This is a genomic window from Sorangium sp. So ce836, from assembly GCF_028553905.1.
GTDB lineage: Bacteria > Myxococcota_A > Polyangia > Polyangiales > Polyangiaceae > Sorangium > Sorangium cellulosum_D.
On the sequence record NZ_CP102233.1, the window covers coordinates 10,251,953 to 10,276,410 of the forward strand.

The 24,458-nt window shown below is 69.7% G+C and carries 16 protein-coding genes; 3 read left to right on the forward strand and 13 right to left on the reverse strand.

The window, feature by feature from the left end; genetic code table 11:
• Positions 1–1,047: 1,047 nt before the first annotated feature.
• From NQZ70_RS37270 to NQZ70_RS37295, 6 genes are all read right to left on the reverse strand, one after another.
• A complete protein-coding gene (locus NQZ70_RS37270) occupies positions 1,048–1,758 on the reverse strand; it encodes a hypothetical protein (protein ID WP_129578481.1) in 711 nt (236 codons plus the stop codon).
• Positions 1,759–2,135: 377 nt separating this feature from the next.
• Complete coding sequence (locus tag NQZ70_RS37275; protein ID WP_129578482.1) at positions 2,136–2,378, reverse strand: type II toxin-antitoxin system RelE/ParE family toxin; 243 nt, start codon at positions 2,376–2,378, stop codon at positions 2,136–2,138.
• On the reverse strand, positions 2,375–2,653 hold the full coding sequence (locus NQZ70_RS37280; protein WP_129578483.1) for a hypothetical protein: 279 nt from the start codon (positions 2,651–2,653) through the stop codon (positions 2,375–2,377). Before NQZ70_RS37280 ends, NQZ70_RS37275 begins: the two co-directional genes overlap by 4 nt.
• Positions 2,654–2,736: 83 nt before the next feature.
• Positions 2,737–2,940, reverse strand: a complete 204-nt coding sequence (locus tag NQZ70_RS37285) for a hypothetical protein (RefSeq protein ID WP_129578484.1) — start codon at positions 2,938–2,940, stop codon at positions 2,737–2,739.
• A gap of 719 nt (positions 2,941–3,659) precedes the next feature.
• On the reverse strand, positions 3,660–3,845 hold the full coding sequence (locus NQZ70_RS37290) for a hypothetical protein (RefSeq protein WP_129578486.1): 186 nt from the start codon (positions 3,843–3,845) through the stop codon (positions 3,660–3,662).
• A 60-nt stretch (positions 3,846–3,905) separates the two neighbouring features.
• On the reverse strand, positions 3,906–4,490 hold the full coding sequence (locus NQZ70_RS37295) for a thioredoxin family protein (protein ID WP_129578487.1): 585 nt from the start codon (positions 4,488–4,490) through the stop codon (positions 3,906–3,908).
• A 408-nt stretch (positions 4,491–4,898) separates the two neighbouring features.
• On the opposite strand from NQZ70_RS37295, the gene NQZ70_RS37300 reads away from it, so the two are divergent.
• Complete coding sequence (locus NQZ70_RS37300; RefSeq protein WP_129578488.1) at positions 4,899–5,984, forward strand: acyltransferase family protein; 1,086 nt, start codon at positions 4,899–4,901, stop codon at positions 5,982–5,984.
• A 25-nt stretch (positions 5,985–6,009) separates the two neighbouring features.
• Here the strand turns inward: NQZ70_RS37300 and NQZ70_RS37305 are convergent, their stop codons facing one another.
• From NQZ70_RS37305 to NQZ70_RS37330, 6 genes are all read right to left on the reverse strand, one after another.
• Positions 6,010–7,260 (reverse strand): glycosyl hydrolase family 18 protein, encoded by a 1,251-nt coding sequence (locus tag NQZ70_RS37305; protein ID WP_129578489.1) that lies wholly within the window; start codon positions 7,258–7,260, stop codon positions 6,010–6,012.
• A 406-nt stretch (positions 7,261–7,666) separates the two neighbouring features.
• Positions 7,667–8,215, reverse strand: coding sequence for a barstar family protein (locus tag NQZ70_RS37310; protein WP_129578490.1), 549 nt, complete (start codon positions 8,213–8,215; stop codon positions 7,667–7,669).
• A gap of 412 nt (positions 8,216–8,627) precedes the next feature.
• Complete coding sequence (locus tag NQZ70_RS37315; RefSeq protein ID WP_129578491.1) at positions 8,628–9,014, reverse strand: hypothetical protein; 387 nt, start codon at positions 9,012–9,014, stop codon at positions 8,628–8,630.
• Positions 9,011–11,080 (reverse strand): RHS repeat-associated core domain-containing protein, encoded by a 2,070-nt coding sequence (locus NQZ70_RS37320; protein ID WP_237244386.1) that lies wholly within the window; start codon positions 11,078–11,080, stop codon positions 9,011–9,013. Before NQZ70_RS37320 ends, NQZ70_RS37315 begins: the two co-directional genes overlap by 4 nt.
• Positions 11,081–11,299: 219 nt before the next feature.
• Positions 11,300–11,647 carry a hypothetical protein gene (locus NQZ70_RS37325; RefSeq protein WP_129578492.1) on the reverse strand — a complete coding sequence of 116 codons (348 nt, stop codon included), beginning with the start codon at positions 11,645–11,647 and terminating at the stop codon, positions 11,300–11,302.
• Positions 11,648–11,691: 44 nt separating this feature from the next.
• A complete protein-coding gene (locus NQZ70_RS37330; protein WP_129578493.1) occupies positions 11,692–18,999 on the reverse strand; it encodes a SpvB/TcaC N-terminal domain-containing protein in 7,308 nt (2,435 codons plus the stop codon).
• A gap of 798 nt (positions 19,000–19,797) precedes the next feature.
• Here NQZ70_RS37330 and NQZ70_RS37335 point away from each other — a divergent pair.
• A complete protein-coding gene (locus NQZ70_RS37335) occupies positions 19,798–21,669 on the forward strand; it encodes a HEAT repeat domain-containing protein (protein ID WP_129578494.1) in 1,872 nt (623 codons plus the stop codon).
• A gap of 518 nt (positions 21,670–22,187) precedes the next feature.
• On the opposite strand, the gene NQZ70_RS37340 is transcribed toward NQZ70_RS37335, so the two are convergent.
• On the reverse strand, positions 22,188–23,105 hold the full coding sequence (locus NQZ70_RS37340) for a TIGR01777 family oxidoreductase (protein ID WP_129578495.1): 918 nt from the start codon (positions 23,103–23,105) through the stop codon (positions 22,188–22,190).
• A 130-nt stretch (positions 23,106–23,235) separates the two neighbouring features.
• On the opposite strand from NQZ70_RS37340, the gene NQZ70_RS37345 reads away from it, so the two are divergent.
• Positions 23,236–24,330, forward strand: a complete 1,095-nt coding sequence (locus tag NQZ70_RS37345) for a hypothetical protein (protein ID WP_129578496.1) — start codon at positions 23,236–23,238, stop codon at positions 24,328–24,330.
• Positions 24,331–24,458: the final 128 nt, after the last annotated feature.

Below are 24,458 nucleotides of genomic sequence, written 5' to 3' on the forward strand. Positions count from 1 at the left end.
GGTCGGCCGCCGTTCGCCCACCTCCTCCGCCGACGGCTGGGCGGCGGTCTTGCGGCGCCGCACGCCGGCGGCCTCGGCCGCTCCTGCGCGCTCCTCCTCCTGCTCAGCCGCGCGACGCGGGCGTCCCTTCGCCCTGGCGGGGGCGTCCTCGCGGCCTTGCCATGCGACCTGCGGTGCTGACAGCTTCAGCACCGCTGTCGTCAGGCTCGGGACTTCGACGCCTGCATCCCCGCTCCGTCGCTTCGTCATCGCACCGCGACTGTACGCACGGGGCCGCCTTCCACAAGCACGCTTCGGAACGCGCTCTGCGGAGCGGCTACCGGGAAAGAGACTGTCGATCCAGTTTTGCATGGGGCTGGTATAGGCGGGCGCCCCCTCAGCGGAAGTCCATATCCGCCTTGGATTCGCGCACTGTTCATGTGCGCAGTGTGCGGCAAACTCCCTCCACCTATGCGCCTCGCAGAACTCCGCCACGGCGCGCCGACGCAGGTAAGCCGCCTGGCTCTTCGCTGCGAGGTACCGGCGGCACGCGTGCGGCTTCTCGCTGCTCTCGGGGTAGAGCCGGTCGACCCGGAGAGCCTCCACCTTCGGCTTCGCCGCCTCCACCTCGGGGAGCCGGTCCGCGTGCTCCGGTGCGGCCCGGTGGCGACGCTGGCCGGGCGTCTCTACCAGCTCGCCGAGCGCCTGGAGGGTAGCCACGGGCGTCGGGCCATGATGCCGCCGCTACCGGGTCCTCGCCGGCGGAGGAGGCGTCGGGCCCGGGTCGTCTCTCGGTCCAGCCCGAGCCACCGCTCGACCCACTGCGCCATGCGGAAGCCGCTCCTGCGGTGCCGCCCGGCGAGGCGGCTCACGTCGTCAGCCCACACCAGCACCTCGTCGCAAGCCCGGCGCCAGCTCCCAGCTCGGCCGCGTCCACCGCGAGGAGCCGTATCGCCCGCGCGACCTCCCCTCGCTCCGGTCCCTCCGCGCGTCCGCCTCGACCTAGGCGTGCTCGGCTCGCTGTAGCCCCCCCAGTCCTTCGGAATGGCGGTGCGCCGCGCGCGCCAGCTACGGGCAGGAGACCTCCGTTGGCAGCGGCTCACAGCCAGCAACGCCGCGGTGATGGGAGCAGCACCCGCGGTGCGGCCCATGGCAGCGGCAGGTGGGGCTCATCGTCCCGTCCCTGCACATCAGTCCGCGCGTCTGCTCGAAGGCCGCGCGCTCAGCCTGCAGCACTCGAGCCTCCGTCACCTTCACCAGCGACAGCGCCCTGCGGACGTCCGCGGCGCCTCTGTCCTTGGGCTCGATCGGGTCGAGCAGCTCACGGGCGCGGCAATAGGCCTCCTTCGCGTCACGGCCGTCGCTCGTGAGGGCCTCGGTCGCGAGGGCGGCGCGCTCCGCCGGTGGCCTGGCCGCTTCGATGGCCGCAAGGCGCGCCTTCTCCTGCTTCCGCTCGCGCTCTCGCTGCTCTCGTTCCTGCTCCTCACGACGCGCCTGGTTCGCGCGCACGGTCCTGGCGAAGACATCCGCGTCCGGGTTCGGGCGGTGACTGCCGTCCGGCGGCGAGAGGTCGTCGAACGCTCCCGAGACGATGAACGCGAACATCGCGGACAGCAGGAGTATGACGCCAGTCTTCTGGATGAACGTGAGCCCGCCCCAGCCCGATTCGTCGGCGGTCGCCTGGGCGCGCCGCACCCGCTGACACGCGTCGCAGTAGGTCTGCCCTTCCGGCGCCCGCATGTCGCACCGCTCGCAGCGCGTCGGGTTGTCGTCCCCCATGCAACCAGGCTACCAGCATCGGGAGGCGACCGACTGCCGTTTGGTGCTAGGAGCGACGCGCACCTCAGAGACCGAGCGCCTTATCTTCGCCGCGACGGACGACGCCTACGAGGTGGCCTCCCTGCGGAACACGCTCACCAGGCTGCGCGATGCCGCCTCCGAGTCCGCGCGGGAGCGGCAGCGCGCTCCCGAGCGGGCCGCTGAGGCTCGGGAGCGCGCTGCTCAGAACGTCGGCCGTGTCTGCTGCTGCGACGGCAGCGTGTCGCCAACCTGCTCCACCCCACGACGCGGATGCTGCTCACACCACGGCGGGATCTGCGCGTGCGAGTAGAGGGCACGAACGCAGGAGCGCTCCGTATCGCCGGCCGCGGGGCGCGCTACACCCGGTACACCCACCAGACCCGCAGCACCCGCTCCCGTACGTCACGCGTTAGCCGCACGCGGTACGAACCGACGCGCAGGCGCAGCGTCACAGCGTCGTCCTCCGGCAGCCGGTAGAAGTCGCCCTCGCCCGCCCGGGCGAAGCGCTCGACGGCCTCATCGATCCTGGCGGCGTCGGTCCACGGGAGACGCTCCAGCGCGACGCGTCCGGGCGGGGTCCAGTCGACGATCCACGTCATTGAGGACGAGAGGTCGTGCGCCCGCGGGCCCGCATGATCCCCTCGTACTCCGCCGAAGCGCCTTCGGCTTCCGCACGCCGCCGGATCTCGGCCCTCACCTCCTCGTGCGGCGTGAAGGGCCCCGCCGCTCCGGCCGCGACCGCCTCGCGCTCCTCGTCCGAGATCTGCTCGTCGTAGACCACCGGCGCGAGGCGGAAAGCGCGGAGGACCGGATCCTCATCGTCGCCGAGGTCGGGGGCCATGGCGGGGGCGGCGCTGTCTCGTCGGGGGCTCATGCCGGCAGGGTACTACGGGCCTCCTGCCGGAGCGACGGCGTCCGGCATGGAAAATGCGCGCGGCAAGCCGGAATGCTCGCGCCTCAGCCGAGGCGCTCCCGCTCCCAGCGCTCCTGCTCCGCGATCGCGTCGTCTGCGGCGCGGACGCCCTCGACGAAGAGCTCCGCGGCCTCGGGGTCGTCAAGGTCGAGGCCGTGCCGGAGCATCACGGCGCGGTCGCACGGCGGGACCGAGCGGAGGATCTCGGCGGCGGAGCGGCGGCGGCCCACGAGCGTCGCTCCGACCACTCGGCGGCATCGGCGCCCAGCCCTCGAAGGCATACCTCGGTGCCGCCAGCGAGCGCCGGAGGCGGGCGGCTAGCCGAGGAAGGCGACCGCATCGTCGCGGCGACGTGGTGCCTCGCCGCGCTCGGCGAGCGGGCGTTGCACCGAGTACACCCACCAGACCCGCATCGTGCCGTCCCATGGGTCGAACGTGGCGCGGACGTCGTAGGAGCCGCACGGTTGTGATGTCGTCTCCGGGACGCCGGTAAGCGTCGCCCTCTGCGGTAGTTGCGAAGCGCTGGACAGCCGCGTCGATGCGCTCGACGTCCTGCCATGAGATCCGCTGAAGCGAGATGGTGCCCTGCGGGCGTCCACTCGACTTGCCAGGTCATCGAGGAAGGGACGGTGCGCGCCCGTGGGCCCGAATGATCTCCTCGTACTCCGCCAAGGCGCCCTCGGCTTCCGCCCTCTTACGGATCTCAGCTGTCACCACTTCGCCAGGAATCCCCGGAGCATTCGCGTCAGCCGCCACCGCGGCACGCTCCTCGTCGCTGATCTCCTCGTCGTAGCGCGTCGGCGCGCGCAGCACGGCCAGACCGGGTCGTTCTCGGGGATCACACGCTTCCTGGCGGGGGCAGCGCTGTCTCGTCGCGGGCCCATGTCCGGGAGGATACTACGGGCCCCTCGCCAGATCGACGGCGCCGGGCATGGAAAGTGTGCACGGCAGGCCGGAATGCTCCGCCTCAGCCGAGGTGCTCCCGCTCCCAGCGCACCTGCTCCGCGATCGCGTCGTCGGCGGCGCGGACGCCCTCGACGAAGAGCTCCGCGGCCTCGCGGTCGTCCAGATCCATGCCGAGCCGGAGCAGCACGGCGCGATCGCGGGGCGGGACCGAGCAGAGGATCTCGGCAGCGGAGCGAGGGCGGGGCACGTGCGCGAGCCTGCCACGCCGAGCGGACCTCCACCCGGATCCAATCGGCTGTGATTCCCGCTAAATCCGCCCGTAATACTCCGGCTCATTGCCGGGCTTCCACTTGATGTTGCACCCGATGCTCGGGCGCTGATCCGAGGGGATGGGCGCCGACGCGAGCACCGCGTCGATGGCGGCGCGGAGGTCGCGGCCGGTCACCGGGACGTCGTTGCCAGGGCGGCTGTCGTCGAGCTGACCGCGGTAGACCAGCCGGCGATCCGGGCCGAAGAGGTAGAAATCCGGCGTGCAGGCCGCCCGATAGGCCTTGGCCACCTGCTGCGCCTCGTCGAGGAGGTACGGGAACGTATAACCGAACTCGCGCGCCTCTCTCGCCATCGCCTCGGCGTTGTCCGCCGGATAAGCGACGATGTCGTTCGGATTGATGGCCACGATGGCCACATCCTCGGGGCGATAATCGCGCCGCAGCCGGGCGAGCTCGTGACGGACGTGCTTGACGAACGGACAATGATTGCAGATGAACATCACGAGGAGCGCCCGCTCCCTGGTGAAATCCGACAGCGCCACCTGCTTTCCGGTGAAATCCGGCAGCCGGAAGTCGGGCGCCGGAGTGCCGAGCTCAAGCATCGTGGACGGGGTGCGTGCCATGGCAGAAATCTCCTCTCGCTGTGACGGCGCGCACCATACCACGCAGCGGGACGGCCGCGCTCCCCTCCGCGCGCCGCAGCGGCCCCGCCCGCGCGCACCGCGGCGGCCCCGCCCGCGCGCACCGCGGCGGCCCCGCCCGCGCCGCCGCCCGAGGTCGCCGGCCGTCGCTCCGCTCGGCTGCCCCGGGCCGGCCCGCGCCGGCTCACCCGCCGGGCCGCGCGACCAGGACCGGCCGGCGGCCGGCGCGCGACAGGCCGAGGCGGGCGCGCCGGCGCCACGAACCCCCGAACAGCCGGGCACGCCGGACAGGCACGTACAGAGAGACGCCCTCGTCATGCCGCTGACGGACGACGCACGACGGAGAGACGCTGTCATGGCTCATCATGCCACGCGCACTACATTCATCGCATGCGGCTCCAATCGCTGGACATCTTCCGCGGAATGACCATCGTCGCGATGCTCCTCGTCAACTTCCAGGACAGCTTCCCGGCCATCTATCCGCCCCTGGCCCACTCGTATTGGGAGGGCTGCACACTCGCAGACACGATATTTCCCTGCTTCCTCTTCATCGTCGGCGTGACCCTGCACATCTCCATCTCAGGGCGCCGCGCGCGCGGCGCGACCGACCGTGAGCTCGCCCTCCAGATCGTACGGCGCGGCGCGATCTTCATCCTGCTCGGGCTGTTCCTGTCGGCGTTCCCGTTCTTTCCCGAAGAGCGCCTGACGGAGCTGCGCATCCCGGGCGTCCTCCAGCGCATCGGCGCCGCGTACGTGCTCGCGGCGCTCCTCTGCCTCAAGACCACCGCCAGGCAACAGGCGGGCATCGTCGCCGCGGCCCTGATCGGCTACTGGCTCGTCCTCCAGCTCTCTCCGCTCGACGATCCCCACGAGACGCTGGCGGCCCGCGTGGACCGATATTTCCTCGGGGGGCACATCGCGCGCAAAGGCTGGGACGCGATGGGCATCCTCCCCACCCTCCCCGCGGCGATGACGGTGATGCTGGGGAGCCTCTGCGGCCGCTGGCTCACCGCGCCCGCCGGGCTCCGCGCGCGCGTCGCCGGGCTCCTCGCCGCCGGCGCCGCGGGGATCGCGCTCGGCGCCGCCTGGGCGCCGTGGTTCGCGTGGAACCGCAGCCTGTACTCGAGCTCGTTCGCGCTGCTCACCGCCGGCGTGGCCGCGGTCGTCCTCGCCGCCTGCGTGTGGATCGTGGACCTGAAGGGATGGCGGCGCTGGGGCGCTCCATTCCTGATCTTCGGGGCGAACCCGATCGCGGCTTACGTGGGCTCGACCATGATGGGACACCTGCTCTATCACGTGAGCAGGACCGGAGACGACGGCGCGAGGACGAGCGCGCTGGAGCTCCTTTACACGCGCCTCTTCGCGTCGTGGCTCTCGCCGCTGAACGCCTCCCTCGCCTTCGCGCTCGCGGCCGTCGCCCTCTGGCTCGTGCTCCTCTACCCCCTCCACCGCCGGGGCATCTTCCTCAAGGTCTGAGGCGCCCGGGCGCGCCGCGGCGCGATCACCTGGGGAAGTGGCGCTCGATCATCGAGAAGAACGCCGCCTCGCCCGGCTCGCCGCCGATGCTCCAGTACGTCACCCCGCCGAGCCGGCCCCGCTTGGCGGCGACGACCTTCTCCTCGAGCGACCCGAGGTCCTCGAAGAAGAGGTGCTCTCCGCTCGCGAGGACCCGGTTCGGCGCCCTCCCCGCCGCGAGCCGCGCGGCCCCGTCCTCCGGGCACCGGCGCATGTGGTCGGTGCTCGTGTCGTAGCCGTCGCCGCCCGCGAGCTCCAGGCACTTGCCGAGCGGCTCGCACCCCACCACGGCACCCGCGTCCCCCGGCGCCTCCGGCCCGAGCAGCCCGTAGTTCGGCAGACCGAGGATGAACTTCTCGCGGCGCGCGCCGCCGTCGAGGCCCCCGATGTACGCGACGGTCCGCTCCACCCACCCGAGCGGCGCGACCGGGCCGGCGTGTGCGCCGCCGCCAAAGTGGTAGTCGTAGCTCATCACGTGCACGTGATCCGCCGAGGCGCTCAGCGCCTCGTAGTCGAACACGCCCGTCGCGGAGGCGACCGCCGGGACCGCGAGCGAGAGCGTCTTTTCGGCCGCGTGGAGCGCGCGCGAGAGCTCGTCGATGAACGCCGAGAACGAGGCCCGCTCGGCCTCCACGGTCTCGCCCGGCCCGAGCACGGACGCGAGGTGCTCGTAGTCGATGTCGAGCCCGTCGTAGCCGTTCTCCACCGCGAGGGCCACGAGGCCCGCCACGTGCTGCGCCCGGAGCGCGGGATCGTGGATCATCGCGTGCACCGCGACGACGTCCGGCCGGTCGACCGCGGCGACGAGCGGGACGAGCCGGGTCCGCCCGCCGCCGGGCGTCGTGCGGTCGAGGACGCGCCGGTCGTGGAAGCCCGCGAACGGCGCGGACCGGCCGCGCGGGTGGTTCTCGAACGTGGTCGGCGAGGCGACGCGCCACCACTTCGGGTGGACGGCGTCGAACGCCTCGGCGCGGGCCGCGAAGGTGTCGTAGCCGAGATCCGTGGACGCGGGATCGCCGAGGAACTCGTGCAGCCAGCCGCAGAAGCGGTGATCGCCCGGCGCCCCCTCGCGCGGCGCCGCGGCGCGCGGCGCGTCGGGCGCCCCCGGCGCCCCCGACGCGCCCGGCTCGGCGCTCCCGACCTCGACGACGAGCGGCGTGCGCTCCACCCCGCCGCCGCACGAGGCGGCGGCAGCGGCGGAGCAGGCGAGCGGCAGGATCCGGAGGAGCAGCTTCATGGCGGCCGCCCCTCTAGCAGCCCGCGGCCCGAGCTACAGCCGGGATCGCGCGGTTCCGCGGGGCGCCTCACGATGCGCCCGAGATGCGCCGTTTGACGGCCGCTCCATCTCCGCGCCGAGCGCCCGTTCTGCAGCACCGCGCTGTCCGCGCTGCGCGTCGTCTTCAGGCGCCCGAGCCTGAAATTTCGGACTGCTTACCTGGCGCATGGACATCGCTAGGTGGCGAGGCTCAAGATCAACAACACCGGGTAGGTCGAGGGCGCACGGGCCCGGCGAACGGCTCCCCGACCCGAGTGGGCTAGGCGTCGTCACGTGGCGCACGGACGTGGTGCAGATTCTTTACTCGGCGTGGACTACGGACTCCTTCACGCCTTCGCCGTCAGTCCCTGGCCTCGGCGCGCAGAGCCTATTCGTCCTCCTCGGCTCGGTCCACCAGCTGGCAGTCATGGCAGAAGTGTCGTTCCACCTTTAGAAGGGTCGCAAAAAACTCGTGGCGGAAGCTCATCGGGCCGACAGCGACGTGAAACGGCACCTCGCGGCCTTCGGGGGACTCGGCTCGCGTGCCGAGGAGATCGAGCAACGTTGCGAACGAGAGCGCATCGGCGGCGATGAGATGCGCCGGCTCGCGAAACAGCACGACATGCCCACGCTGGGATTCACTGGGCGACTGCGACCGATGCGACCAACGCATGCTCGTGATACAGTCTGCGGCACCATCCCAGCTCCGATTATAGCCCGCATCACCACGATGAGGCAACCCGAACGCTTGAGCGAGCTCTCTTAACACCTCCGCCTCATTCGCCATTCGATCCCCGCGAAGCACAGTAAACTGATACGACAGATCGCGCGCAACCTGCCGCAGCGCCGTCTCGACGCTCTCGATCCGCACACCATCACGAAAGACGTGAATATCCCGCTCAACAGAGCCTTGAAAATGCATCAGATCCATGATCATCGAATTGCTCACTTGCTCCGATCGAGCTTAGTGCCCGGGGCTTCTCGATCCGGAAGGCGGCCGAGAAGCTCTGCTTGTCGTCCTCGGTCCTCCATCTGCCGCTTCGAGCCCATGATGGCGGCGTCCCAGAAGCTTCGCTCGAAGCCGGCTGCTCGATGCGCTGATTTCCCGGGAGATCCGATGGGTCGATCCGGGGGAACGCGGTGTGCCGCAAGCTTGAGCTTCTGGAACACCGCCGCTGGAAACCGCTCCGCTATCCGCTCCGGGCGCTCACCATCCCCATCTTCGGCCCGCTCACCTGGCGCATGAACAGCGGTCGATGGCAAGCGTCAACAACAACAACACAACACTAACAACACCGGGCTGGTCGAAGGCGCTTGGATTGGACGAGCGGCTGCTGCACCGCCCTCCTTCACCGACGCCAGTCCCACATTGGTCGAGCTCGGATCAATTCAGCGAATTCGTGAAGCGGCAGAATGATGCCATGCTGCGTATCCACCACGAGGTCACGTCGTTCCGCGAGTTTCTGCACCACCCGACGCGTGAGCGGCAGGTTGCTCGTCGTCAGGGTGAAGAAACTCGGAGCAGCTCCGATGAGCCTAGTGATCATTGGGACGGTATCAGGATCCTCGATCTCCGCGTACGGGTTTGGATTGAGAACGATCCACCTCTCCCCAGGGGCGGCAATTGTGATCCCACCAAACTCCGTCTTGGTGAGCTGAAACACTTCGTCAAGTGGCGCGGCGAGGCTCTCAATGAACTCCCCGGGCGGTGCGGCAATCGTTAGGGTATCGGTCATGGCTTTTGGATCCAATGCGATGGCCGAGGACCGGCCTTTACAATATCATAAAGATTCTCTGGGGTGGTGGCCAGCGGCCACCATCTCTGCGCGAATTGTGTTTGTAAGGCTCTTGACGCATTGGGCGCATAGGCGATGGGATCCCAGCCGCGCGCCGCAGTTTCCTCCATTTGAGTCGTCAAACCCTTCGTATTGCCAGTCTTTATTTGAATCACCCGCCCATCGGTCAACGCGATGTCGAGGTCCGTACCAGGCAGCCCGTTGGGCCGCATCGTCTTTATGTTGACATCCTCCACGATCCCGGGAACGCGCCTCTCGATCTCGGTCGCCAGCTCTCCAACCTGCGGATCGGTGCTGGTGAAGGTCCTGGGTGCTACCCTTGCGGCGGCGCCAGTCTCAGCGGCTGCTTCCGCGGCGAACCGCTCCGAGAAGGTGACCACCTTGCCGCCGCCGCCTGCTCCCAGGCCGTACAACTCAGGCAGCTTCCCCGCTGCCGTTCGCGCCCCCGCAGCGATTTCGCTCCACGGGACGAAAGCGGCTCCTGCCTGAACGGTCTGTGAAATCGCCCGTCCAGTCTCGTAGTTATCCTCTAGCTGGAACTTGCGTAGCCCCTCTGCGCCAGCAGACGGCGCTTCGCCATGCAGCCCGCTGAGGTCGACGAACAGGGACCCCAAGAAGAGCACTGGTCCGGCTGGCAGTAGCGCCGAGGCAAGCAGAGCGTGCCCAGCGCTCTCGGTCACATCGTGTTTGATGCCCGTCTTGGCGGCCTCCCAGCGCTCCTCCTTCGTCGCAGGAGTGGCACGAGCCCTCAGGGCCGCTTCCTTAGCAGCTTCCGCTCTGGCCGTCGCTGCCTCGGCTGCGTGCTTTCTCCGCGCCTTCTGCTCTTCCGGCGTTGCAGAGGGCACCCCGAGCTGGGCTGCGTTCACCTCGTTGATCCGCTGGAGCGCCTCAAGCCCGTAGTTGGGCTCGTCTCCCTGCGTTCCACTCGGATCCCTCAGCCGAGCCGGACTCCCTCGCACGTATTCATACAGGTTTGGCCCGTCCACCATCCCCGCCGGATCCGCGCTCGTCCACCTCCCTAGCCACGGCGCGTAATACCTCGCTCCGTGGTAGTACAGCCCCGTCTCCTCGTCCTTCTCCTTGCCCGTGTACCTGTACCTCCTCTGCGAGACCTCGATTCCTGACGCTGCCGACCAGTACGCCGTCGTCCCGTACGGATGGTACTCCTCGTACCCGATCACCAGCCCCGCCCCGTCGACCTCCAGCGACGCCGACCCGAGGTGGTTGTCGAGCTGGTAGCGCACCCGCGGCGTCACCGTGAACGGCCCCGCGGTGTCCACCGTCTTCGTCTCCACCATCGCCACCCGCCGCGCGCCATCCATCACGTGCAGCGTCTGCCGCTCCAGCTCCAGCCCCGAGCTGTTGCGCCTCCGGTACACCTCGTAGCCGCCGAGGTAGATGCGCTCCTCCACCAGCCCGCTGTGCTCCCACACCTTGCGCACGCGCTGCCCCGCAGCATCGTAGTCGTAATAGACATCGCCCCCGCCGCCGAGATCCGTGCTCCTCACCTGGTCGTTCTCGTCCCAGGTCAGCGCCGTGATGTGCGGCATCGACGTCATGTTGCCGTGCGCGTCATGCGCATAGGTGCGGAACGGCCCGTGCTCCGGGTCCCCGGTCGTGCTCGTCAGCCGGTTGTTCGCCGTCTCGTACGCATACCACCGCGTCCAGCTCCCCAGCCCGGCCTGGTGCACCCACTGGTGCACCATCCTCAGCAGGTTGCCCACTGCGTCATAGACGTACTGCTCCGTATAGTTCCTCAGCGCCTGCGGGTCGTTCGGATGCGGCAGCGACTGGATCGGAAGGTCGTTCTGGTCGCGCGGCGCGTCCGACAGCCCGCCCGCGTGCTCCCGCCCCGTCGCCTCGATCAGCCGGTAAACCGCGTCGTACACGTACTGCGCGCTCGGCGACACCACATCGTTGTTGAAGAACACCGTCTGCTGCGCGCTGTCCCCGATCTCCACGATGTTACCGACCGGGTCGTACACGTACCTCAGGTTCTTCAGCACCGTGCTGTCCGGGCTCCGCGTCGTCTTCAGGCAGTGCCCGCATTGACGGTTCGTCGGGAATCTTCGACAGACGAGACAAGAGCCTTCCGGATTGAGCAGCTTCCGACGGCCCAGCGGCACTGCGGCTGGACCGGCGCGGGTCGGACGGACGCTGTCGTTGAGAATAAAACTCTCGCACCGGGCCAGACGAGACATCATTTCGAACGACGAGCTCAGAGACTATTCAACGCAATAGAACAAGAATTCGCCAGCGGCGACAGTTCGGAATACAAAATCGGCCCAGCTTGGACGCACCGGGCCCAATGTCACATCGCGAAAAACTCTACGCAGATCTTCGTTCTGCGACAGGATCCTCGTCAACGGAGCATCTATGTTGCTTTCACAAACCGGCCACATCTCCCGTGGCACACCCAGAGACTCAAAGTACTCAACAACTTCCTGCCACGACGAATTGGACATCACCTCAATGTCACCGCCGCGCGGCAACAGCTCGTAATGCCGCTGGCCATCGCCGGCGGTGTACCAGACCTGCTCAAATTTCGGCCCATGCAAAAGGCTGCCTGCCATAACACCCCACGCGTAAAACAGAGACAACGAAACCAACGATCCGACTACGGAGAAATCACACGAAACTGGACACCTGGGACGAGCTTCTTTATCATCTCGGCATAGTTACTTGGAATTGGCTGGTGAGTCGCAATACCGATCTGTTTGCCGTGGAGCGCAGCCGCCGCCTTGGTTCTCTCGAGCTGGCGCACCAGATCCCCCGGAAGCCGATCCACGGGCCATTTGTTGAAACTCGTGATGCGCTTAATTTGCCAGAAGTGGGTTTCTGTAGCAGCATCAATATCTACAGGCGTGTCCCCCGGAATATCAACGGATTGCTTCTTTCCACCGAGTACGTCTCGCGCATGAGTCTCATACTCGCTCGGATCGATCTTTGTACTCTCGGGTGCCTTCTTTGGACCGTTTCCGCCGCCACTAGACCCCGACATCGACATCGCATGGCTTATCGAACCAGCAGCAGCAACGACGTTTGTGACCCCTTGGGCAACTGCTGCCAATCCACCAACAGCGGCGGATCCGCCTGCCAGCGTGACGAGGATGCTCGCGCCGCCTGTGACAGGCGCGGCCGCCACGCCGCCCACCGCTGCACCTCCGCCGCCGATGATGGCCCCGATCCCGCCGATGATCTGCGCCAAGCCCATGGCGGCTTCGCCGACGCCGCGGCCCAGCTCGGAGTATCGCGTGGGCATCGACACTGCGTTTCCAACGAAACCGAACGGTAACCAACCCTGAAGACCACCAATGATCGCCCCGGCGCCGAACTGCACCAAGGAGTTATCCTTCCAGGATGACGAGTCCGAGGCTTCCGAGAATTTCGGCTGCGAAGCCGACGGGGCGAGTGGCCTTGCTGCGGGCTTAGAGGGTGGCCTTGCTGCGGGCTTAGAAGATCCCGGCAATGGCGGCGAGTGATCCGCAGAAATAATAGGCTCTTGCCAGACGAAATCGCCGGCGTACGTGGAGTACTGCCGATGCTCGACACCGTCGATTGTCACATTGCCCTGATAAATGACGTCGTCAGCTCCGGGTGTCGCCTGTAGCCCGCTGGGGTCGCTCTTAATAATGGGACTGGAGTCTCCATAAGCGTACATGGTGACGTGCGGAGGCCAGAGTGGATCCGCGCTCGTCCACCTCCCCAGCCACGGCGCATAGTACCTCGCCCCGTGGTAGTACAGCCCCGTCTCCTCGTCCTTCTCCTTGCCCGTGTACCGGTACCGCCGCTGCGAGACCTCGATCCCCGACGCTGCCGACCAGTACGCCGTCGTCCCATAGGGGTGATACTCCTCGTACCCGATCACCAGCCCCGTCCCGTCGACTTCCAGCGACGCCGACCCGAGGTGGTTGTCAAGCTGGTAGCGCACCCGCGGCGTCACCGTGAACGGCCCCGAGGTGTCCACCGTCTTCGTCTCCACCATCGCCACCCGCCGCGCGCCGTCCATCACGTGCAGCGTCTGCCGCTCCAGCTCCAGCCCCGAGCTGTTGTGCCTCCGGTACACCTCGTAGCCGCCGAGGTAGATGCGCTCCTCCACGAGCCCGCTGTGCTCCCACACCTTGCGCACGCGCTGCCCCGCAGCATCGTAGTCGTAATAGACATCGCCGCCGCCGCCGAGATCCGTGCTCCGCACCTGGTCGTTCTCGTCCCAGGTCAGCGCGGTGATGTGCGGCATCGACGTCATGTTGCCGTGCGCGTCATGCGCATAGGTGCGGAACGGCCCGTGCTCCGGGTCTCCGGTCGTGCTCATCAGCCGGTTGTTCGCCGTCTCGTACGCATACCACCGCGTCCAGCTCCCCGTACCCGCCTGGTGCACCATCCGCAGCAGGTTGCCCACTGCGTCATAGACGTACTGCTCCGTATAGTTCCTCAGCGCCTGCGGGTCGTTCGGGTGCGGCAGCGACTGGATCGGAAGGTCGTTCTGGTCACGCGGCGCGTCCGACAGCCCGCCCGCGTGCTCCCGCCCCGTCGCCTCGATCAGCCGGTAGACCGCGTCGTACACGTACTGCGCGCTCGGCGACACCACGTCGTTGTTGAAGAACACCGTCTGCTGCGCGCTGTCCCCGATCTCCACGATGTTACCGACCGGGTCGTACACGTACCTCAGGTTCTGCAGCACCGTGCTGTCCGAGCTCCGCGTCGTCTTCAGGCGCGTGAGCCGGTACGTCAGCGGGTCATACGTATAATCCGTGAAGGTGCCGTTGCCGTACTCGATCCGCTCGCGCTGCCCCTTCGCGTCGTAGTCGATGTCGTCCACGAACGTCGTCCACGCCACCGCGCCGCGAATCCGCGCCTCCACACGCTCCAGCAGCCCCGCCTCGTTGTACGTCGGCTTGATCTCGCTGTTATCCGGCGCCGTCACGCTCGTCGGCCGGTTCAGCGCGTCGTACGCCGTCTGCGTCCCGAAGCTCTCCGTCTCCAGCAGCGGCTCGGCCGTCGTCGCGATGGCGGACACATCCGTCAGCCCCGCCAGCACCGACCAGTCGGCGTCCGCGTGCACGTCGCTCCGCAGCCGCCGCGACGCTTGCAGCACGTTGCCCTTGAAGTCGTACGCCTGGCTCGTCACCACACCCGCGCCATCATACACCTGGTACGCCCGACCGCGCAGGTTCAGCGACGTCGCCTGCGGATGCGCTTCGCCGTAGACGTATCGGCGCGCCACCCGCTCGCTGCCCGAGCCCAGCTGCACGTGTTCGTGCGTCGGCCGGCGCAGGCCATCGTACGACGAGCGATAGGCGAATCCACGCCCGTTCCACGCCCACAGCCGCTGGCCGGTCGCGCCCGCCAGCATCCGCCGCTCGCCGCCGTCGTTGCTGCTCTGATACAGCAGCTGCCCGCCCAGCCCGAACCGGTGCTGCATCGCCATGTTGCCGCGCGCATCCGTGATCAGGAGCGGCTGCCCCTCGATATCCAGCGTGCTCTGCGTGACGTACTGCCCCTCGGTGCCGTTGTCCGCCACCGCGCGGAACACCCGCCCCAGCGCGTCCAGGTGGCTCACCGCCGGCGTCCCGGCGTGCGCCGCCGCGAGGTTCGCCGCCCGCCGCTCCGGGTCGCCTGCAGCCAGCGCCTGGCGCGCCGCGTACCACGCGCTCTCCAGCACCGTGTCGTTCGGATCGTGCGACGTCTGCTTCCACGCGTCGAACACCACCCGCGAGAACGTGCCGTTCGGCAGGTCGGTCCGGATGAGCCGGCCGAGCGGGTCGTACCGCAGGATCGGCGTGACCCCCCACTCCACGAGCTCCGTTTCGTCCTCGTACTCTTCCGTCGCGCTGAAGAACGGGTCGTACTGCTTGACCGGATTGCCCTTGTTGTCCAGCACCGTGCGCCCGGTGCCGACCCAGCGCGACGTCGCGTGCGAGAAGACCAGGTCGCCCTGCGCGTCGTGCACCAGCGCGCCGGTCCCGTCGCGCTCGGGCGCCAGCCCCGGCTCCGCATTCACCTTGCGCAGCACCTCGTTGCCCGAGCCGTCGGAGTACGTATACGTGTCCAGCCAGCGCGTGTTGCCAGCGCCGTGCTGCTCGCGGGCGCGGGCGTGCACCACGTTCGGCTTGCCGGTGAGCACGAATCGCTCGAGGTCGTACGCGAACGTGGCCGTCGGATCCTCGAGCGTGTCGCCCTCGCCGGCCCCCGGCTTGCCCATCACCGCCAAGAGCGTGACCCTGCCCAGCGCGTCGAAGCGCACCTCGCTCACGTTGCCGTTGGCATCGGTGAGCTGCCGCGGGGTGAGGACGCGGTAGTCGGGGACGGCAATCACGGCATTGCTCAGAGGATCCGTCACCTGGGTCACGAGCAGGCGATACGCGTCATAGACCACCTGCGATGTGTTGCCGAACGGATCGACGAACGCCGTCGGCTGGTAGAAGTGGGCCGCCGAGGGCACCGCCCGCCCCGAGGACACCCAGTAGTCCGGATCGCCCGAGAGCTGCAGGTAGCCGCCCTCCGCAAGCACGCCGCTCGTGATGCTGGCTCCGAACACCGATGTGATCAGCGAGGGCGTGAGGATCTTGGCATAGCTCTCATACGGCAGCGCCCTGCTGCCGATCTCGCCGAACGGCAGCGGCCCCGTGAGATCGTCGCTCCAGTACCTCGTGCGCGTGTGCTGCAGCAGGCGCTTCTCGAAGCCCCCGCTCGGCGTCCCGTCGTATGCGAGGTCCGCCGCGCCATCTGCCGCGTCGAGGACGTCCTGGAACGCGAGCACACCGTCCGAGCCGAGCGGCACGCCGTGCAGCTCGTAGGTCCGGCTCCCGGTCGGGACCCCGATCCGATAAGCACCGTCCTCTTCCGGGATCAGGTGCACCACGTCGTGCTCCGTCAGCGTCGCCTTCCCCTCCTCCTGCTCGGGGAACTCCGCCCACGCCGCCCGCCGGCGATACCCGATCTGTGCCGTCCGCTTGACCGCGCCGTGGTTGTCGACCTCCAGCGTGAGCGCGTGCGCGACGCGCGGGTCGCTCTCGTTGCGCTCGTAGTGGTACTCCAGCGCCTCGCGCGGATGGGCGAAGAACACGGCGTGCGCACCGCCCACCGCGGGCTGGAGCCGCCGGAGCCCATAGCTGCTCTCCGCGACGACGTACGGACGCGGCTCCTCCGCCGAGCCGTCGAGCGCATAGACCTCCTGGCGGAGGGGCCGCCCCTTGAGCGCCCGGCACGCCTCGCGCATCTCCACGGCGCTGAGCCCCTCGGCAAGCACCGTATCCTCCAGGCGAACCGCCCCTGCGTCGCCGGCGTAATACTCGCTCTCGTACTGCGCCGAGATCTTCGCCCCCTCGATCCAGGCGCCCGTGTGGAACCACGTCTTCGTCAGCACCGGCGGCAGGTGCAGCTCGGGATCGGCGTTCGCCGCGGGCGGCGCGAAGCCCGTCCCGCTGAACGCCGAGAACGACTCCGTGTCCCGCTGCTCCACCATGCCGAAGCCGCGCATCTCCCGCTCCACCCCGTCGTAGTCGCCGTGGTGGTAAGCATACGTCGTCACGAAGCGATGCCGCGAGACCGCGTCGAACACCTCGACGCGCTCGATGACGTGCACCACGAACGGCAGCTTCGTCACCCACGGCCGGCCCGCCGCCCGGTCGGCGAGGTAGAACTTCGTCGACGGGGCATACGTCACCGTCGTGGTTCTGCCGAGGTTGTTGGCGACCGACGTCAACAGATGCGGCTTCTTGCTCCCGAGCAGATCGATGTAGCGCACCGCCGGGCGCGCCCCGGGCAGCGACGAGGCCCACACCAGGCACCCGGTCCCGGAGCCGAGCAGATCGATCACGTCGACCGCCGCGAGCTCGCTCACGTCCGGCAGCCGCGGCAGGAGCACCGGCGCGGCCAGCGTGTTGCCGGCGTTGTTCGCATAGAAGCGCACGCCGTCCACGTGCAAATAAACGATGTCGGTCGTCCCCGAGCCGTCCACGTCCGCGAGCCGGATGCGCTTCGGGTCGAAGCGGCCCTCGTGGTCGAACCGCATGCTGCCGCCCATCTGCACCTTGGCGCCGAAGCGGCAATGGCCGAGGTTGGGCCAGTAACACACGTTGCCGTTCCGGATCCGCACGAGATCGACCAGCCCGTCGCCGCTCATGTCGGCCAGGAAGATGCTCTGCGTGGCGTCGGCGAAGACGAGCGACGGCCCGCGCTCCTCGTCGCTCGGGCGCGTGATCGTGATCGGCCGGTCGAAGCCGCCCTTGGCGAGCGACGGATACCACGTGAACGTGTCGGGCCCCGTGATCAGGATGTCCTCGTGCCCGTCGCCGTTCAGATCGATGAGACGGACGTTCGGGTCGCTCCAGTCGACGTTCGGCTGCGACGCGAACGGGCGAAACGGCGCCCAACCAGCGTCCGTGCGGTCGAAGTAGCCCGCCACCGGCCGCTCGAACACCACCATCTCCTTGCGCCCGTCCCCGTCGACGTCGAGCAGCTGCCCGCCGTTCAGGACCGCCGGCCGCGACGGCAGCGGCCGCGCCGGGGACAGGAGGCCCCCGCCGAGGTTCTGCTTGTAATACAGCGCCTCGCCCTCCTCGATCAGCACGCCGGGCAGCGCCTCCCCGTCGAGATCGACCCACCGCCGCCCAGCCCCCATCGTGCCGCTGGGCAGGCCGCGCAGACTCTCGGGGTCGAGCGACTTCACCTCGCGGTGAATCACCGGCTCGCTGTACGTCAGCGCGATCGGCGGGAGCGCCTCGCGGCTGTACGCCTGCGTCTGCGGATCGCGGACATAGCCGGCCTGCGTCGCGGTGGAGAGCCGCGTCAGGGTAGCGTTCTCCGCATAGGTGAGATCGAGCGACCGCACGAGGCACGGCGCCTCGCCGAGCTCGGACATCTTGTGAAACATCAGCACGCGACGGCAGAGCCGGTACGTGCGGATCTCGAAGCCGGCGCGGTACACCGAGAACGGGTCCTGGCGGACCGGCCACGAAGCGCTCTCCTGGGGCGTGGGCGCCTCGGCGTCGTGCTCGCCGTAATCGAAGACGACCTCGAACAGGCTGCTCTCCGCGTCGCCCGGCACGGTGTTCCCGTAGCGGACGCGCTTGAGATAGCGGTTCGCGACCGCCGCGCGGCCCGCGTGGCGGTGGCCCTCCGCCGCCTCGTCGCGCGCAACGCCGGTCAGGTCCTCCGCCTTGTACGCGTAGGCCACGACATTGCCCTTGTCGTCCCGCGTCTCCTCCAGCAGCCATGAGAAGATGCGCTCCGGCCTGGCCGGGTCGGCGATCCTCGCCTCCGGGCTCCGCCCGTAGACGCTCGTGACGTTGTCCGGCGTCGTCGCCGTCCAGTACACGTTCCCGCTCGCCTTCACCTCGCGGCGCTCGATCCGCGCGAATGCGCCCTCCACGCGGGGACGGTAGCGGATCACCTTCTCGCTCTCGGTCTCGTACCGATCGAGCTCGGCTCCGTCGATCGACCGCGCGGGCACGAGATCCTCCGCGCCGGACAGCACGAACACGTCGCTCTCGTGCGCGTCGTCGTAACGCGGAAGGCCCTTGTCGGTCTTCCGCGCGATGCGCGGAATCGACAGCTGCCAGCCGGCGCCGAACGGGCCGTTGCCAGCCCCCGAGTCGTACGTCACCGCCATCGCTGGCCCGAACCCGGCGCGACCGGGGCTCAGCGGCAGCGGGATCGAGAACGACCCCGTGCCCGTCACCGGGTTCGCGGAGAATTTCTCATCCACCCCGCGGATCGCGCCGCCGCCCTTCGGCAGCGCGGGCGCGGGCAGCTCCGGCGCCTTGGGCGCGCCGGGGAGGCCCTTCGGCGCCTCGGTGCCTTTACCGGACCCCGCCCGGGCGGACGCGGGGTCTCGGCTCTTGCCGCGTGCTCCGGCGTCCGGCGCGGCCGGTGATGCTGCCTGCGCAGCGGTGGTTTCCTTCTTGGGCTCACGAGCGTTCATCCGTCTCCCTCTTCCCATGGCAATGGGCGGCCTGCGCCCGGAGCGCCTCGCTCCGGCACGGTAACGTCTTCCACCGGCCGACCTTGGCCTCGATACGGGATCACGCGCCAAAGCCGGACCTGCCGAGCCTACTCGATGGCTCAATCGACTCCTTGCGAGCGTCCGCGGCTCACGGCCCGACACCGCACGCAGGAGATGCTCGATAGGAGCTATCGTGGCGCGCCTCGTCCCACATCGCGAGCGAAAAAACGCCCGGCCCATCTGGTGATCCGGATGTGTATCCACGAGATCCACGCGCTGGACCAACACGCGCCCATGCTCGCCAGGCGGTCCGACCGCCCTCTGCCCATCGAGATCACCGCTCGCCAGGCGGTCCGACCGCCCTCTGCCCATCGAGATCACGCCTCGCCGGGCGGTCCGACCGCCCTCTGCCCATCGAGATCACGCCTCGCCGGGCGGTCCGACCGCCCTCTGCCCATCGAGATCGCGCCTCGCCAGGCGGTCCGACCGCCCTCTGCCCATCGAGATCGCGCCTCGCCGGGCGGTCCGACCGCCCGTTCCCCTGCGCCCCCGCCGGCCGCCGGCCCTCCGTTCAAGCCCCGGCCGCCCGGCGTCGGGCCCCAGCATGCCCGGATCGCACCTCGTGTGGTCGGGCTTCGTGCCATGACAGGACCTCGTCTCGCAGCGACGGCAAACGACCTCCCACGCGAGAGGACGGGAGCGCAGGCGGCGCGCCGCCCTCGCAGGCGCCGCGCCGCCCTCCCCGACCTGTACTACGCTCCCCCGCCGGCCACCCGCATGACCCAAGGCGTCCGCCCCCTGCACGAGCTCCGCGACGAGGCCCGCTCCGCGCTGGCCAGGAGCGACCTCTCCCGCGCGCGCGACGCGCTCTTCAGCGCCCTCCAGCACACCATCGCCCGCGAGGACGACTACGTCGCCATGACGGACGAGCTCCGCGACGTGCTGGTCCGGCTCGGCGACCCGAGGAGCGCCCTCACCGTCGCCTGGTACGCGGGCGGCGAGCACAGCCAGCGCCCCCTCGTCGCCCACGTCCCGCCCATCGACCGCGCGCGCACCGTGCTCGCCTGGGCCGAGCGCGAGCAGGACCCCGAGCGGCAGAAGCGGCTCTACGCCCGCGCCGCCGACGAGTACGAGGCCGCCGGCCTCGTCGCGCAGGCCGCCATCGCCCGCGAGCGCGGCCAGGACTTCGCCCGCGCCCGCGCCCTCTGGTCGCGCCTCGCCCAGCTGCTCTCCTCGTCGGGCAGCGACCTCTACGCCGCCGGCCTCGCCCGCTTCAACCTCGCCCGCACCTCGCTCCGCACGGGCGACGCCGCGGCCGCGCGCGAGGCCGTCTTCGCCTCCGTCCACCTGCTCGAGGAGGCCGCCGACCGGTACGAGACCATCGGCCAGCGCGAGCGTGCCTTCGACTGCTACCAGGTCCTCATCGCCGTCGGCCGCGAGAGCCGCGCCTTCGAGCACGTCCTCGAGGGCTACGTGAACGTCATCCGCATCCTGCGCGAGGACCACCTGCGCTACTACGCACTCCAGTCCTACGAGGAGGCGGTCGCCGCGGCCGAGAAGCAGGGGGAGATCTCCGCCGCCGCCACGCTCGCCCGCGAGATGGCCGCGTACGCGCGCAAAGAGGGGCTCACCGCCGTCGCCAACTTCGCCGTGCTCGCGCAGGCCCGCCTCTGGCAGGAGGTGTCCGCCGTCTCGCAGAAGCGCGCCGCGCCGCCCGAGATCGCCGAGAACGCGCTGCTCGCCGCCGTGATCGCGCTCGGCGAGGCGGGGCAGTACAGCAAGGTGGGCAGCGTCTACCGCGCCCTCACGCAGCTGCCGCTCGACGAGAACCGGAAGAAGCACTACGCCCGCGCCGGCGGCCGCTACGTCAACGCGCAGGACCTGCCGATCGACGCGTCACCGCTGCCGGCGCACCTCCGCCACGAGCTCGGCTTCCCCGACGTCTGGCACATCGACCTGGTCGAGTGGGAGCAGGCCGGCAGCGCCAGCCAGGCGTGCGGCGACATCGTCCTCGACCCGGCGCAGTGGTCCGAGGTCACCCGCCGCCGCGCGATGCTCGCCCGCCTGACCGCGCTCGCCGTCGAGGGCGCGACGCCCGAGGCCGCCCCGGCGCAGCGCTCGCCCGCGCAGCAGCTCATCAGCCTCGCCGAGCAGCTCGCGACGGTCGAGCTCTACACGATCCTCTCGCCGCTCGAGCACCTGTTCCGCCGCCCCGAGCCGAAGATCCGGGTGGCCGTGGTCCGCGCGCTCTCCCGCTTCCTCTACAAGCGCACGTTCATCACGCTCCGCGACGCGCTCGTGGACCCCGACCCCACCGTCGTCCACGAGGCCGCCCGCGCGCTCGAAGAGCTCCGCTTCGCCCACGCCTTCGATCCGCTCGCCCGCATCTACCGCGAGTCGCAGGCGCCCGCCGTCCGCGCCAGCGCCGTGCGCGCGATCGCGAAGATCGACACGCTGGAGGCCGGCGAGATGCTCCTCGGCATCCTCCAGCACGAGGGCGCCGAGGAGCGCGCCGCGGCCGTCGAGGCGCTGAAGCGCGCGCGCGGCATGAAGTTCGTGGAGCTCGCCCGCGCCTCGCTCGCCGAGCTGCCCGCCTCGACGCAGGCCGTGGTGCGCGAGATCCTCCAGAGTCGCGGCATCAGCCCATGAGCGCACAAGCGCGCCTGTCCGCCCCCGCCGCGCCGCCCCGCGTGGAGCCGGGGTAGTTGCCTGTCCGGACGGCGACAGCTGGCTGCGTCCGCCCCTCACCCCCGCTCACGCGCTGGAAAACCGCCTACGACGAGCAACCCCGCGATTGTGCGCTGCGGCAAGGGGATTCCCCTAACGACTTTGTGTCTGGCGTCGCGATGGGGGGCTGCGCTGCGCCCATGAGTCGGGATACCCTGCACGCGCCAATCCAACTCATCCCGAAAGCTTCTCGGTGCGCGATGTCGTAAGCATGGAAGCGGACGGAGCGCTTGGGGGAGCGCTGGGAAACCGCCGTCCGGGCTCCCGATGGTGCGCTGCTCGACAACGGTCGACTTCTCAGCGCGCCACCGGCGGCTCTTCTTGCGTGGGCAGCAGCTGGGCGCCGCGCCGCGGCGCCCAGCTGCCCAGGCAGATCCTTCGCTGCCGGGGCGGATGGGCGCCCGCTCCGCCGCGGGCGCTCCGCGGCGCGGGCCCGTCGCTCAGCGGCTGAAGATCGACTGGAGCGCGGGCGTCAGGTGGGCGTAGCGGAACTTGTAGCCGAGCTCCTCCGCCCGCCGGGGGTAGGCGCGCTGCCCGGTGGTCACGATCTCGGCCGCGTCGCCCATCCCGAGCTTCACCACGGCCTCGGGCACGCGGAGCCACGACGGCCGGCGGAGCACGGCGCCGATCGTCTGCGCGACCTCCTCGCCGGTCGCCGCGTGCGGCGCGGTCACGTTGAGCGGGCCGCGGACCGCGTCGCTGTCCAGGGCGAGCAGGGTCAGCGCCACGACGTCGTCGCGGTGGATCCACGGGATCACCTGCTTGCCGTCGCCGATCGGCCCGCCGAGGAAGAACCGGAAGGGCGCGATCATCTTGTCGAGCGCGCCGCCGCCCTCGCCGATCACCACGCCGATCCGCAGCTGCACCGAGCGGACGCCGTGCTGCTCCTCGATGGCGCGCGCGGCCTCCTCCCAGCGGACCACGACGTCGGCGAGGAAGCCCTGCCCGGGCGGGGCGCCCTCGTCGAGCACCTTCTCGCCCGGCTGCGGGCCGTAGTAGCCGACCGCGGAGGCACAGACGAACGCGCCCGGCTTGCGCTTGGCCTTGCCGATCGCCTCGCCCATGAGGCGGGTCGTGTCGATGCGGCTGTTCACGATCTCGCGCCGCGCCTCCTCGGACCACCGCTTGACGATCGACTCGCCCGCCAGGTGGATCACGCCGTCCACCCCGTCGAGCTCCTCGAACCAGGGCCCCGCGCTGTAGGGGCTCCACGACACGACGCGCGCCCCGGGCAGCGCCGCCTGCGTCCGCCCGACGTCGCGCGTCAGCACCGTCACCCGATCCCCCCGCGCGAGCAGCTCCTTCACGAGACCGCGCCCGATAAACCCGCTGCCGCCGGTGACAAGAACCGTTTTCACGGGATCGTTCTATCACGGCTCGGACGGAGGCGGGGCTCCGCCTTCGGCGCCGCGACGGGGGCGCGCCGGGACGGGCGCCAGCTGTCCAGTCGTGACGCGGAGCGCGGGAGACGGTAAGACGCCGGACGTGATGGATGACCTAGAGACCTTCAAGAAGCTTCCCCTCGGCGGCCTGGATCGCCGCTCGTTCGTCGGCGCGCTGGCCGAGCACGGCGCGCGCGTGGCGAACGAGCAGCTCGCGGCGCACCGCGCCCGCATCAGCCCGGCGGGCACGCAGATCGCCCCGGACACGGCGGTGCTGATCCTGGGCGGCTCGAACGGCATCACCCGGGCGCTCGCGCTGCAGCTGCTCTTCGGGGAGCGGGCCGCCGTCTTCGCGGTGCACTTCGACAGCGAGAAGATGCAGATCGGCCCGCACCACGTGAAGGCGATCACGGACGCGGCGGCGGCCGAGGGGCTCACGGCGCGCTTCTGGAACAACGACGCCACGAGGCCGCAGGTGATCGACGAGGTGGTCGCCGCGCTGAAGGAGCGGTATCGGGCGGTGCACCTCGTGAACGGCATCGCGGCGGGCGCGATGAAGCGGTACGCGGAGCACGGGCCGACGAAGGTGAAGGACCTCGACGTCGCGTTCGATCCGGTGCTCCAGGTGCCGGATTTCTCGCGCGCCGAGAACATCCGCAAGCTCGGGCTCGTCGAGGTGGACGTCGCGAACGACGCGGACATCGAGCGGACGAACAAGTTCATGGGCACATCGTCGCTCCTGTGGGCCGAGCCGCTCGCCGCGGCGGGGCTGCTCGCGAAGGGCGAGAGCGTGGTGTCGTTCTGCGACTACGACTACCCGAGCGACGATCCGGTCTACGCGATGGGCCCGCTCGCCGGCGCGAAGAAGCTGCAGCGCCAGACGATGGCGGAGATCCAGGGGCGGTTCGGGGTGAAGACGGCGCGCATCTGCTACCCGGCCCTGGCGACGACGGCGCTCGGGGCGATCCCGGGCGGGCTGCTGATGTACGGGCTCAGCACGCAGATCCTGAAGGAGCGCGGGCAGTTCAGGGACGTCATCGATCTCGCGCGCGACACGATGGAGATCTGGCGGCCGAGCTGGGACGGGAGCGATCTGCGGGTGGACGCGGCCTACCAGGCCTGTCTCCCGGAGTTCAACGAGCGCAAGGCGCAGATCGGGCCGAAGGACGTGCCCGGCGCGTTCCGGCTGCTGTTCGAGTAACGTCGAGGGGGTCGGCGCGCGGGGCCTCGGCGCCGCGCGCCTCGCTTCGCGGCCTCGCGGGCCGGCCGCGCCGTGCGCGCGGTCTCGCGGGCCGGCCGCGCCGTACGCGCGGCCGGGGGAGCGGGTCG